The following is a 12,679-nucleotide window of genomic DNA, read 5'->3' as shown; positions in this document are numbered from 1 at the left end:
CTCATTGCTTCTCGATGGCTGGCAGGCGGTAGCGTCCGTCCTGCGCCGGTTGCTGCGGCATGTAGAGGCGCGCAATGATGTAGAAGCCGCCCTCGGGCGCGGGAAGCCAGTTCGCGTGGTGTTCGGCGCCGGGATCGTCGTGCTGGATGAGGATCCGCAGGCTCCCGTCCTCGCCGCTTTCGAGCCCCTCGGTTCGGTCGCCGATGGAATAGCGGTCGATCGGGTTTTCGACCATGAGACGGCTTTCGCTGTCGTAAATGGTGAGCGACCAGAAGGCATCGACCGGCGGCAGTTCCCCGGCCGGAAACTCCAGAATGTAGGATGCAGCGCCGGTCAGTGGCGCGCCTTCGGCATCGGTTTCGGCGATCGGGTAGAGCGCCTCGGCGGGGCTGTTGGTGTAGATGAACTTCCAGGCCACCGCCGAGCGGAAGAGATAGTCGGTGCCATAGTCGCCCATGGGCGGCGTGTAGAGCCAGCCTCCCACGTCCTGCGACAGGTTGCGGCCCTTCTCCTCGATCGCGGCGTGGCCCGCCGCGGTGCCCTCGGCAATCGCAGTCTGCACGTCCTGTGGGAACGCCGCGAGGTCAAAGGTACGGTAGGGGCCGACGTCAATCGCCGAGAGCCGGGCCATCAGGGCACTTTCCTCAAGCCGCGGGGCCTCCCATTCCAGCAACTGGTTCAGAACGCCCAGCAACTCCGGCTTTCCGTAGAAGGCACTAGCGTCGTAGATCGGAAAGTCGATGGCGGTGGCCGCCGTGGGTGGCTCGGTTCCGAGATGAGCGCTCAGGGGCGCGAGTTGGAGCTGGTCCTGAAATGCCGTGACATCTGCAACGTCGTCCGGCCCATCCACCGCGGTGCGGGTCGCGAGTGCCGCGAAGTCGCTCCGAGAGACGATCACCCTGTCGAAATCGCCCTCCGGAAGCGGGCCGTCGAAGCTTGGACCAACGAGCAGGAACGTGCCGCCGTCCCTCCCGGTCGCGCGGGTACCGATGTAGGCGAAGTTGTCAGTGAACATGTCGACCAGCTGAATTACGAAGTACCGCTCGCCGGTCCGCGGCACGGTGATCGCCAGTGGCTCGGCGCGCAGGTCTGCCCAGGTCGTGGAATAGAGTGTGTCGTTGTTCGGGCTGACGACCAGATCGTAGTCAGGACCGAAGAGCGCGCGGGCATGCACGTAATTGTTGAACCCGCCGTACTGCGGTGACGGCTCGTAGACCGACATGCCGAACATGGACTTGTAGTTCTCGACGATCCCGAAGCCGAAGACATAGGCCTCTTCGGCAAGCTCGCGGGCCTCGGCCGGAGTTATCTCCTCGGCGTAGGTCGGGATGGTGCTGAGCAGAAGAATTGGGAGGGCGGTGGACGCGCGGAAAATCTGGGAAAGCACTGGGTGTCTCCGGAAAGAAAATTGGTATAGAGGAAGTGCCGAGATCAATTTGAGCGAATGCTGAAAGTCAACTTCACCTTTGAGACGATTGCAATGAGTTAGGTAGCGCTCTACCGGCGCTCTTCTTTCCTCGTAGAGCTCCGCTCCAACCAAGTACTTCGCGGCGCTCGGCACCGGGGCATTGAATCAAAGGCCGGCAAGGTCTCGGTGAAGCCTTCCAGCACCGTGGCATTGGACCGCAGGTGTTCGGGCTCACCGGGCTTTGCGCAAGAATGCCCGAAGGTCCACATCGGCAGCGCACGTTCTCCTCGAATATGGTCGTGGGGAAACGAAAGGTGCGTCAGTTGTCGCAAAAGGCCAGCGACGGTCTTGGTTACCGTCACTGACTTCTTTTGCCGATTTTGTCTCGGTTACTCGACCTTATGCAGGTCCCCTGGTTTCCAACTGCCATCGAGCGCCGGCTCGGAGGGCGCATAAAGACGAAGGATCGCGAAGAAGCCGCGATCTGGGGCCGTGGCGAGCCAATTGGCTTTCTTACCCTCGGGAGCCTCCGGCCCGATATAGAGATCGGTGCTTCCATCAGAGTTTTGCTCCGGCTCGTTCAGCTTGCCCAACGACGGGAAAGGCTGACCGTTGTCGAGCCCCGAAGCGTTCTCCGCCTCGTACAGCGTGACCGACCAGAAAAGCTCAGCAGGGATATCAGCGGGCAGGTTCAGAACATAGTCCTGCGCGCCATCCAGGTCATCGCCGTCAGCGTCCTTGAAGCCGATCATGTAGAAGGCGCCCTTGCCGGGGGTCATGGACACCATACCCGGACTGATCGAGAAGTAGTCGGTGAAGAACCAGGCGCGCGCGTCAAGATCGGTATAGCCGGCATTTTCGGAGCGCCAGTCCAGACCCAACGGCACCTCGGGCCAACGCGCGCTGACATTGTTGACGGGGTTGAGCCATTGGCGGTCCTCGTAGACACGGAAGTCTTCACCGTTCAGGCCGGGCTCGAAACCAATGACGCGGCTGGTCTTGTATCCTGTCTCGGCGGCCGCCTCGAGGACGGCGACGGTGGGGGCGTCGGGTACGAAGTCCCGGCCCGCAACGATACCAAGGCCCTCGAGCATTCCGAGCCAATCCGGACCTGCAAGATTTTCGCCTTCGGTATCCACGAGGTATTTGAGTTGATCGAAGGCGGTTGCGTCCGAGCGGGGGAGCATGTCGTAGGACCCGCCCGCAGCGTCGGGGAACTCCATCGGTTTGGCGCTCTCCTTTTGCCCTAGCGGATAGATGACCGACTGCTTCAGGAGTTCCGTGGCCGGGCTGATGTTGTCGAGGCTTTGGTAGAAGGAACGCAGGAAGAAGAAGACGTTGTTCGTGCCGGACTGGTAGACATAGTGGTTGTCCGGCACCTCACCGTCCCAGCCTGGCGGGACGATCAGGAAATTGCCTCCGGCGCCACCATCGGGCCCGGGCAGCCCGAGGTCGCCGAAATATTCCCCGCCATCAACCGGGATGGGCCGCTGCCACGCGTCGAGAAGAATGCCCTGAAGCTTGGGCGGAGCCTCGAAGACAAGCGGCCCGGTCTCTGCGAGGTTGGCGAACACCATCGCGTAGATGAGGTCGGAGTTGGGCGTCGTGATACGGGTCTGCGCGTCGAGTCGCTGCGTCCAGATCGGCATGACATTGTAGCCCGTGCCGAACGCGTCCGCGGCACCGTCTCGCATACCCATGGTATTGAGAAGCGGCATCGCCCAGAGGTAGGTCTGTGTAGCGCGTTGGAAGGTAAGCTCCTCCATGAGCGTTTGCGCCGTCTTCTCGGTCGGTCGGTTTCGTTCGAATGGCAAGTTGGCCAGCGACTCGAACCGCGTGTCTTGCGCAAAGGTGGTGCTGGCAGATGAGAGCAGGGCCCCGCAAAGGAGAGCGGCTGAATATCTGGGCTTCATGAATCAACTCCTGATGAGCGTGGCGCGGGTTCGCCGAACCGGCGACCCGCTTGAAAGATCATTCGACGATCTCGAAGTCCGCGAGGGTGAAGCTCTTGTCGAAGAAGCCCTCTTCGGGGGCGTAGAGGCGGAAATAGACGAACCAGCCATCGTCGCCGACAGTCTCGAGGTGATTGCTCTCCAGTCCATCGGGAGCGTCGGGCCCGACGTAAAGATCGACCGAGCCATCTTCGTTGTACTGGAGCTGCTCCATCCGGCTATCGAGGCTGACATCTGAGATCTCGGTGCCGCCGTTGTCATAGGGGCGCCGCGTGTTCTCGCTATAGAGGGTCAGTGACCAGAACTGGCCCACCGGAACATCGGCCGGGACGTGAAGCACGTAGTTGCGGTCCGCCCGCAGCATCTCGCCGTCGGCATCGCGCTTGGTCGTCATGTAAACCTGCCCCGCACCGGGCGTGGGATTGACCATGCCTTCTGAAGAGCCCACGGCCTCGTAAAACCATGTCGCCCTTTGGTCGAACTGCTGGAGAGTTTCGGTCTCCTGCGGGATGTCAAAATCGAAGCTCTTGTACCAGGAAGTGCCTTCCCACCACACCTCTGTGTAGCGCGGGTTGACCTGCAGGTTGCGGGTCATCAGCTCCCCGAGCGCCGCACCTTCGAGCAGGATGCGTCGCTGGCGTTCGGTCGGCGCAAACTCTTCGCCTTTCACAATCCCCAGCGGTTCCAACATGGCCATCCAGGGCTTGTCGATCTCTCGCACGGGCTCTTCGTTCACGATGGCAGAAAGCGTCTCCCAGTACGCCAGACCGCGCGGAGCCGTTGCACTCCATTCGACATCCTTACCTTTCACGAAGGTGGCGTCGCCTGCCGAGCCCACCGGACCCATTTTGTAGGCCGAGATGTAGGTGTCGTAGTACGACGGATCCGGATCGAGAATGCGGATGCCGACAAGAACGTTGTTGGTCGCGCTCTGGAAGACATGGATACCTTCCGCTTCGTACTGGCTGGGATCGCCTTCCGGGCCGACGACAACATATGTCGCGCCCTCTCCTTTGTCGGGGCCCGTGAGACCGAGGTCGAACACCGGCCGCATCCACATGTCGAGAACGCCGCCGGCCGTCTGCCCCGCAGGGTAATCAATCTGGACTGGCCCCTCGGAAAGGTCCGTGAAGTTGAAGATATAGGGCGTGGTCAGGTTCGCCGTGACGATACCGCGCTTTTCCTTGAGCGTCTCAAGGACGGCAAAGGCCCCCGGCGTGTCAGTGCCAAACGCCTCACCCTGATTGTCACGCCAGGTCGCCGTGCTCACCAGAGGTGTGGACCAGATGTAGAGCTGCGCGGCGCGCTGCAGGTCCATCAGGTCGAACAGACGTTCTGAAGCGTCTTCGTCAAAATAGCTGTCCTGAAGAACGATGGCGCCAGCAGGGGTGTCGAGCGTCTCATCACCCTGCAGCTTCGCTTGAGCGAGAGGGGTCGCCTCTTGTGCGAGAGCCGGAAGCGTGGTGGCTGCGCAGATCACTGCGGACAATGTGAGGATGGCAAGAGGACGGGGCATAAGAAAGTCCTTGTTTCAAAGAAGCCGGGGTCCGGGCGCATGCGTGCCCCGTGGGTCACTTGATGATCTGCAGAAGTCGTTCGCGTTTCTGGCCGTCGCCATCCTGGCTGTAGATGACCGCACGAATTTCACCGACCTGCTCTACCGTTAGTGCCGCGAGGTCTGCGCCAGAAACGTAGGTGTTCACCTGCTGCGCTTCGGCAGGAGTAAGGGCGGGCGTGATGCCGATGACCATCGCTTCCAACTCGCCGGAAATCTGGTCCTTGGAGGTTTCGCCATTGATAAGCGCGAGAGCATCCGCCTTTTGCTGACCCGACATCATCATGACCAGCGAGGGATCAACATACTCCTCGATCAATCTGATCTGCTCATCCGAGAATGTCCTGGGAGGCTCGACATTCTTGGCAATGAAGGCAATGCGGATCTGCTTCTGCGCATCGTTCGCCGTGCCGTTCGCGATTGCGAAAGCCTCGGAAATCTGGTCATCGGTCATCGCCGCGACATCGACGTCTGGGGCATATTGATTGATCATCGCCGTCTGCTCTTCGGTGGCCGAATACGCAGTACCGGAGATGCTCAGAGCGATGACCATCGTCGCGACGAATGTCTTCATGGATGTCTCCTTGGGTTGAATTATCGAGCCGGGTGCAAAGCGCCCTGAAAAGGGTTCGCTATTCGCGCCAATGACGTTTGCGCTCTTCTTCGAGCCGCTCTTCAATTTCCTCCGAGAGCTCGGATGACAGCCTGAGATAGTCGTCCCACATGACCTTCGGGGCGGCGGCGTTGCCATGAAGGCGACCGAGCGCTCTGCGCACGTCCAGATAGTCCTGCCAGAGCTCCGCGAACCTCTCGTCCGCGCGTCGTAACCGGTGAATTTCGAACTCTCGCTTCCTGAAAGAATGGTCATCATCCATCTGCTGCCCCTCCGCTTGCTCGGTCGCCCCAGCTGGCGCGCGATCGAACGGTGGATGACTGGATTGGACGCGAAATGCATGTGGTCCGTGAAGGTGCAAACATGTTGCAGCTTTGGTTACACAACTGAATCCTCAGCACGTTTTCGAAATATTGCTCGCGCGGCCAACCCGCCGCTCGGTCCGGCAGATAGCTATATGAGCGCGCGACACGAATCGCGTAGGCTGCGGGTCATTACAAAAAGTCACCTTTAAGTGGAGTTTAGATGTGTCCGAAATTTCTCCGGCCCAATCTCCTGCGGCGACAGATGCAGATCCGGATGGCTCTGATGAGAAGGTCCGAAAACAGCTTCAGCGTATGCTCGTCGGGGCAGCCCTGTCGTCGTCATCCACACGAATTCGGCTCTTCGAATACATTGTAGAGGAAACTCTCGCCGGTCGTCATGACCGGCTCCGGGGCGACGTGATTGCCTTCGAGGTATTTCAGCGGGGCAACGATTTCGATCCGCAGATTGATCCCGTGGTGCGTATTGAAGCGCGGCGATTGCGCAAGGAGATCGACACCTACTATCTGGGTGACGGGCGCGATGATCCTGTGGTGATTTCGGTGCCGAAAGGCGCCTATGTGGCGGAGTTCTCTTTTCAGGATATGCCAACACCCGCGCCGTCGAATGACTCTGGCATCACCAAGCATTCTAGGCCGTCGGATCGAAACATTGCCTTGCTCTGGCTCGCGGTGTTCGCCGCTCTCATACTCGGCGCGGCAGCGATCCCGGCGATCATGGGCTTGCGGCTCTCCGAGCTTCCGTCGGCCAACAGTCCACGCCAGCTTGCCGTGCCGCCGGGACTTGCCATTGCACCGTTCCAGATACGTGGGTCATCCGAGGATGATCTCTACTTCGCGCAGGGCATATCAGATCAATTGGTGAATGACCTGCAGCCCTTTGACACTGTGAGAGTGTTTGCGCTGCCCGCGAACCGCGCCCAACTGACGGATGGAGATTTGGCAACGTTGCGGACGGACCATCAGATCGACTACGTTTTGTCTGGCAGCTACCGTAGCCCTGAGGAAGGAGCCTCAGGGCGCCTGGTCGTTCAGCTATTGCAGACCGACGGCAAGGTTGTTTGGAGCAGATCTGACAATCTCACGCGGACAGCCTCCGACTTCCTCGCCGTGCAGGACCGCATTGCCTCGGGCATCGCCACTGAGATCGGTCAGACCTACGGTGTGGTCTGGGGGCAGATGCGGCGTGTCATCCTCGATCGGCCCTTGCCGAGTGAGGGAACGTTCGGCTGCCTCTTGTTGGCCCACGCGTATCGCCGTTCCTTGGAACCTGACCTGCGACACAGAGCGTTGGAATGCTTGCGCACGGCGACAGACCGAGAGCCGAGCAATGCCGAGGGGTGGGCCATGTTCGCGCTCGTAACAAGAGATCAGGCCGTAATGGAGGCCGAGGGGGGTGGCAGCCGCGATGAACTGCTTGAGAGGGCGCTCGCAGCCGCTCAGCACGCAGTGGCCCTCGACCCCCAGAATATTCTGGCACTGCAGGCGCACGCTTCGTTGCTCCACACGATGGGCCAGTACGATGCTGCGGAAGCCACGATGCGTTCGGCACTCGTACTCAACCCAAATGATCCAGAGTCGCTTCACCAACTTGGTTGGAGATTGGCAGTCCGAGGCGAGCTGGAAAAGGGAACTGAGTTCATCCGCCAAGCAATTGCACGCTCGATCGATCCGCCGGGACGATACTATAATCTCCTGGCCGTTTCCGCGCTCATGGCCGGGCGCTATGACGAAATGCTAGCCCCCGCCGCGATCAGCGCGAGTGCGAACTCGGTTGTCGGACTCGCACTTTCCGCCATCGCCAATGATCGGGCTGCAGATGGCTCACCGGAAATTGTGATCGAAGCGATCAAGAAGCTGAAGACCACGGGAACTCCAATGGCCAAGGCCCCGCGCGATTACCTACAGAGCCACGGCGTTAACCAAGAAATCGCAGACACGATCGTGTCAGGCATGATCGATGCAGGGTGGTCTCCAGATTAGCTTGGCTCCAAATCCAGCTCTCCCTATAGCTCACTTGCTGAGCGGAAGCCTGATAAGCTGTCGTTCGATCGAAATGCAGCATTGGTTGAAATGGGCTCGGTGCCGTCATGCGGCAGTGCAGCAGTCAGGGAAAGCCTCCACGACAGGGCACATAGCGCTACCGGCCCGAAACAGCCATTCGCTCTATCCTACCGAAAGCGCCTTTCCTCAATCGGCGGCAAGAACCAAACGGCAAGTCCCGCCAGCGGCAGGAAGGCACAAAGCCGGTAGACCGCCTCAACCCCGTAGCTGTCCGCCAGGATGCCGAGCAGCGCCGCCGCGATCCCTCCGAGGCCGAAGTTCAGGCCGTAGAAGAGTCCGCCGATCAGCCCAATGCGGTTCGGCAGGAGGTCCATTGCGTAGATCAGGATCGAGGCGAAGGCGCTGGCCATGATCAGATTGATCGCTATCGTCAGCACGCCGGTCCAGAACAGGCCGGCGTAAGGCAGGATCAGGGTCAGAGGCAACGGTCCCAGCACCGAGATCCAGATGATCTGCCGCCGTCCGATTGCGTCGCCAAGGACACCGCCGATCAGCACGCCCACGGCCGCGGCCATGAGGAAGAGGAACAACATCATCTGCGAGGCGGGAATCGACAGGCCGAACTTCTCGATGAGATAGAAGGTGTAGAAGGACCGGAAGCTCTCGCCATAAGTGTTCTTGGTGAACATCAGGAAGGTGAGGACGAGCAATCCCAAGGCGACCGTCGCGGCGCTCCGCTTCGATGCAGGGGCTTCGGCCTGCCTGCGGGCCGAGCGGTGGGTGAACTCTGCCCGGATCCGCTGCTGCTGGCTGCCGATCCAGGTCAAGAGCAGCATCGCGAGCAGCGCGAGCACGGCAAACCAAGCGAGGCTTGGCTGCCCCCAGGGCACGATGATCAGCGCGGCAAGGACCGGCCCGAGCGCGCCGCCCGCCTGCCCCCCCACCTGGAAGATCCCCTGCGCCAATCCCTGCCGGTCGCCCGCGGCATAGCGCGCCGTCCGGGTCGCCTCCGGGTGGAAGATCGAGGAGCCGATGCCGATCAGCGCGACCGCTATAAGGATGCCGCCATAGCTTCCGGCGAAGGCGAGGCAGATCAGCCCCGACAGGGTGAAGGCCATGCCGACGACCGGCGAGTAGGGCGCCGGATAGCGGTCGGTCACCATCCCCATGACCGGCTGGAGCAATGACCCGGCGATCTGGAAGGTCATCGTGATCAGCCCGATCTGCACGAAGTCGAGGCCGTATGCCTCCTTCAGGATCGGATAGGCCGCCGGGATCAGCGACTGCATCAGGTCGTTCAGAAGATGCGTGGCGCCGAGCGCGCTGAGGACGACGAGGTAGGTGCGGGCGGGCGTGGTGGTGGTCACGGCAATCACTTGGTACTGGTTGCGGCGGAGTATGCCTCTAATTGCGAGCGCGACAAGGGTGGCGATGAAGCGGCGGCCTACGCAGTGTCGCGATAAGGATGTCCTAGCCTCCGCAGTCGTCAGAAGATTGCTGTGTTTCAGAAAGCAGTAGCGGGCGCTGAGCCGGTGTTCGAGACTTCGGCAATCGAGCACACGGCCGAGGTGCTGCAGGTTGACGAGACCTACCGTGTCGCCGGGCCGGAGGACTGGACCTAGGCCTCTGGGCGCAGCGACCAGTGGGGCATCGCCCCGCCGAAGACCGTGGCTTGCACGAGGGCACAGCTGGCGGTGCCGGTCCTCTGAGCATTTCCACAATACGCCGATCCCGCAAGAGCTCCGGCAGCCTTGGCACCAAGAGAGAGAGGTCCAACGAAATGCCGCTTATGCGATTCCGGGGCGGGGTAGGGCGGTTGCCTGAGCATCATCCTCGGCTCCACAAACCGACCCTCGGGCTCGCTCATCGGACTAGCTGTCAGTCGCCTCGCCGCCCTGGTCATGCAGTATACGGAGGACGCCGACCTAGCTGGACAGAGCACCCCGGCTGCCGTGCCGAGACGCTCCCGGCCCTGAGCCGACCTTGGGGCTGGACGAGCTCGCTGCGGCGCAGCTCCACCGAAACAGTCGTTCATGCGTCGCGCAGCATTTTTCTACGGCCAAGGTACGCTGTGCGGACAAAGCGGACGGTCGATGCCGCAATAAGTCGGGTCCCGCGCCCACGTGTCATCGCACCTGTGCTGCGGATTTAAGCCCGCAACTCTTGCGCTCAACGAGGACCAAATCTCCGGCGAACAACCAAGATGAGCAAGGCGAACCGGGCGCCCGACGAGATCGCAGGGCGCCCGGTCAAGTGTCACTTCTTGAGATCCACCACCACTTCCTCAAGCTCGCCCTGGAAATCGAAGGGCGCCTGGTAATCCGTGGAGACGGCCGTTCCGGTATCCGTACCGACATCCTGGTTCTCGGAGAGCGAGTATTTGAAAGGTGTTGTCCTCTCGATGGCACCGGAACCAGCGGCTTGGCCATCGATCGAGAGGGTGATGGTGCCGTTCTTGCCCATCTCCTCGCCGCCCTCATAGTCGAAGTCCATCTTCAGCTCATGCTCTCCGGCTGGGACGGCGCTGTCGCTTTCGATGGTATAGACCGCGACGTCGATATAATTATGTGCGGCCTTCAGCTTGCCATCCTTGAGATAGAAGGCCCAGCCGCCGGTATTGCCGCCCTGCGTGAAGATCATGCCACTGGCATTCTCCTCGACCTTGACCTTGGCGGTGACGCTGAAGGACTTGTTCTTCAGGTCCGGCGCCGAAGATTCCGGTAGCCCGGCCAGCACGCCCGTATAGGTGATGCTGTCGCGCCCGCCTGCGAGGTTCGGCTTGCCGGTGCCCTCTGCGCTGAAGCGCTCGGCGCCGCGCCAGTCAAGCGGCAGCGCCTTGTTCTTTGACGCTTCGGCCCACCAGAGCGCCTTCAGCTCCTCCAACTTGTCTGGATTTTCGGCGGCGAGGTCCTTGGCCTGGGTGAAGTCCTCGTCGAGGTTGTAAAGCTCCCACTTGGCCTTCATCGGGTCGAATTCGCCGCGGACAGGGTCCCAGGGCTCGAAGGCCAGAGAACCAGCCCACCAGCCTTTGTCATACATGCCGCGGTTCACGAACATCTCGAAATACTGGCTGGTGCGGACCTCGGCGGCCTTTGCATCATCCAGTACGCTGAGGAAGCTCTTGCCTTGGATCGGGGTTTGCGCAGTGCCGTTCACGCTGCGCGGCTCGGGGATATGGGCCGCATCCAGAATGGTCGGCGCGATGTCGATGACATGCAGGAACTGGGTCCGCGTCTCGCCCGCAGCTTTGAACTTGGCGGGCCATTTCACGATCATCGGGTTGCGCACACCGCCGAGATGGCTCGCGACCTGCTTGGTCCATTGGAAGGGAGAATCCACCGCCCAGGCCCAGCCGGCCGGGAAGTGGTTGAAATGCAGCTCGGTGCCGATCTCGTCGATGCGGTCGAGCATGTCCTCGGTCTTCATCAGATAGGCGTTGAAAAAGGCGTTCTCATTCAGCGTCCCGTCAAAGCCGCCCTCGGCCGAGGCGCCGTTATCGCCGACGATATAGATGATCATTGTGTTGTCGGCGTCGGGCAGCGTCTTGACGTAGTCGAGCACGCGCCCGACCTCGTAATCGACCTGCTCGCCGTAGGCTGCAAAGACCTCCATCATGCGGGCCGACAGCTTTTTCTGGTCATCGCTCAGGCTGTCCCAAGCGGGAAGGCTGGCGGGGCGGGGCGTCAGCTCGGCATTCTCGGGGATGATCCCGCGCTCTTTCTGGCGCTCGAAGGTCTCTTCGCGATAGCCATCCCAGCCCATGTCGAACTCGCCCTTGTATTTGTCAATCAGCTCCTTCGGGGCCTGATGCGGGGCATGGGTCGCGGCAGGGGCGAGATAGGCGAACCAAGGCTTGTCGGGTTGGATCGCCTCGATTGTCTTCAGCCAGCTGATGGTGTGATCGGTCAGGTCGGTGCTGAGGTAATAACCCTCTTGGTTGGGCGTGCCGATCGGGGTCTGGTTCTCGAACAGATAGGGCCGGATTTGGTTCGTGTCACCGGCCATGAAGCCGTAGAAATAGTCAAAGCCCAGCCCGTTGGGCCAATGGTCAAAGGGACCCGTGGCGCTGGTCTCGTAGATCGGCGTGTTGTGGTTCTTGCCGATCCAGGCGGTGATATAGCCGTTCTGGCGCAGGATCTCGGCAACCGAGGCAGTGTCCTTGGGAATAACCCCGGTATAGCCGTCATAGCCGGTAGCAAGTTCGGTGATGACCCCGGTCCCGGCCATGTTGTGGTTGCGCCCGGTCAGCAGCGCCGCCCGCGTCGGAGAACACAGCGCCGTAGTGTGGAAGCGGGTGAATGTCAGACCCTCCTTGGCCAACTCGTCCATCGCTGGTGAGGGAACCCCACCACCGCTCACATCGAACTGACCGAAGCCGACATCGTCAAGCAGCACCAACAGAACGTTGGGTGCGCCGTCCGGGGCCTTGACCGGGGTGGGAAATTCGGCCGGATCAGCATTCAGATAGGTGGTGCCGGCGCTGCCGCTAAACTTCTTTTCCGCGTAGGGCAACGAAACCTGGCCGTTTTGAGCTCCGAGCGGCACATCCGCCGTCTGGGCATGGGCCGAGGTCGCGAAGCTTGCCGCCATGAACAGTAACGCAAGCAGAAATCGGGACAGTTCGAGCTTCTTCATAAGATGACTCCGTGCTCTCTGACGGGCGTGGAAAACCCGTCGGCTTCAATCTGGATCGTTCATCTTGGGCAGGAGAATGGATGCCCTTTGGGCTGCCCGTAGTGAGGCAACCGCCGTAGAAAATGATTGTCTCACGTCAGCACTTTCAGCGTGGTAGCGAAGCCCAGGGTTGAACCCCTATACTGCCGT

Annotated in this window: 9 protein-coding genes; 2 read left to right on the top strand and 7 right to left on the bottom strand. The window is 61.0% G+C overall.

All coding sequences use genetic code 11. From position 1 onward, the window contains the following. Position 1: 1 nt before the first annotated feature. From PVT71_RS29090 to PVT71_RS29070, 5 genes are all read right to left on the bottom strand, one after another. A complete protein-coding gene (locus tag PVT71_RS29090) occupies positions 2-1,387 on the bottom strand; it encodes a DUF1254 domain-containing protein (protein WP_353476754.1) in 1,386 nt (461 codons plus the stop codon). Between the two features lie 410 nt (positions 1,388-1,797). Then, a complete protein-coding gene (locus PVT71_RS29085) occupies positions 1,798-3,321 on the bottom strand; it encodes a DUF1254 domain-containing protein (protein WP_353476753.1) in 1,524 nt (507 codons plus the stop codon). Positions 3,322-3,379: 58 nt separating this feature from the next. After that, on the bottom strand, positions 3,380-4,876 hold the full coding sequence (locus PVT71_RS29080) for a DUF1214 domain-containing protein (protein WP_353476752.1): 1,497 nt from the start codon (positions 4,874-4,876) through the stop codon (positions 3,380-3,382). 55 nt (positions 4,877-4,931) lie between these two features. After that, complete coding sequence (locus PVT71_RS29075; RefSeq protein ID WP_353476751.1) at positions 4,932-5,489, bottom strand: hypothetical protein; 558 nt, start codon at positions 5,487-5,489, stop codon at positions 4,932-4,934. 58 nt (positions 5,490-5,547) lie between these two features. Beyond that, entirely contained in the window at positions 5,548-5,790 is a 243-nt protein-coding gene (locus tag PVT71_RS29070) for a hypothetical protein (RefSeq protein WP_353476750.1), read from the bottom strand. Between the two features lie 265 nt (positions 5,791-6,055). Here PVT71_RS29070 and PVT71_RS29065 point away from each other — a divergent pair, with 265 nt between their 5' ends. Continuing rightward, on the top strand, positions 6,056-7,834 hold the full coding sequence (locus PVT71_RS29065) for a hypothetical protein (RefSeq protein WP_353476749.1): 1,779 nt from the start codon (positions 6,056-6,058) through the stop codon (positions 7,832-7,834). A gap of 188 nt (positions 7,835-8,022) precedes the next feature. On the opposite strand, the gene PVT71_RS29060 is transcribed toward PVT71_RS29065, so the two are convergent. Continuing rightward, positions 8,023-9,144 carry an MFS transporter gene (locus tag PVT71_RS29060; protein ID WP_353476856.1) on the bottom strand — a complete coding sequence of 374 codons (1,122 nt, stop codon included), beginning with the start codon at positions 9,142-9,144 and terminating at the stop codon, positions 8,023-8,025. A 210-nt stretch (positions 9,145-9,354) separates the two neighbouring features. Between PVT71_RS29060 and PVT71_RS29055 the strand changes: the two genes are divergently transcribed. Then, a complete protein-coding gene (locus PVT71_RS29055) occupies positions 9,355-9,477 on the top strand; it encodes a hypothetical protein (RefSeq protein WP_353476858.1) in 123 nt (40 codons plus the stop codon). A 634-nt stretch (positions 9,478-10,111) separates the two neighbouring features. Here PVT71_RS29055 and PVT71_RS29050 read toward each other — a convergent pair. After that, complete coding sequence (locus tag PVT71_RS29050) at positions 10,112-12,490, bottom strand: arylsulfatase (protein WP_353476748.1); 2,379 nt, start codon at positions 12,488-12,490, stop codon at positions 10,112-10,114. Positions 12,491-12,679 lie beyond the last annotated feature (189 nt).

The sequence above is a fragment of the Salipiger sp. H15 genome, from assembly GCF_040409955.1.
Classification (GTDB): Bacteria; Pseudomonadota; Alphaproteobacteria; order Rhodobacterales; family Rhodobacteraceae; genus Salipiger.
This window is presented reverse-complemented; position numbering and strand designations above follow the sequence as displayed.

Coding starts and splice junctions, on each gene's coding strand:
- PVT71_RS29070 (WP_353476750.1), bottom strand. CDS start 5,790: ATGGATGATGACCATTCTTTCAGGAAGCGAGAGTTCGAAATTCACCGG.
- PVT71_RS29085 (WP_353476753.1), bottom strand. CDS start 3,321: ATGAAGCCCAGATATTCAGCCGCTCTCCTTTGCGGGGCCCTGCTCTCA.
- PVT71_RS29080 (WP_353476752.1), bottom strand. CDS start 4,876: ATGCCCCGTCCTCTTGCCATCCTCACATTGTCCGCAGTGATCTGCGCA.
- PVT71_RS29075 (WP_353476751.1), bottom strand. CDS start 5,489: ATGAAGACATTCGTCGCGACGATGGTCATCGCTCTGAGCATCTCCGGT.
- PVT71_RS29050 (WP_353476748.1), bottom strand. CDS start 12,490: ATGAAGAAGCTCGAACTGTCCCGATTTCTGCTTGCGTTACTGTTCATG.
- PVT71_RS29060 (WP_353476856.1), bottom strand. CDS start 9,144: ATGCAGTCGCTGATCCCGGCGGCCTATCCGATCCTGAAGGAGGCATAC.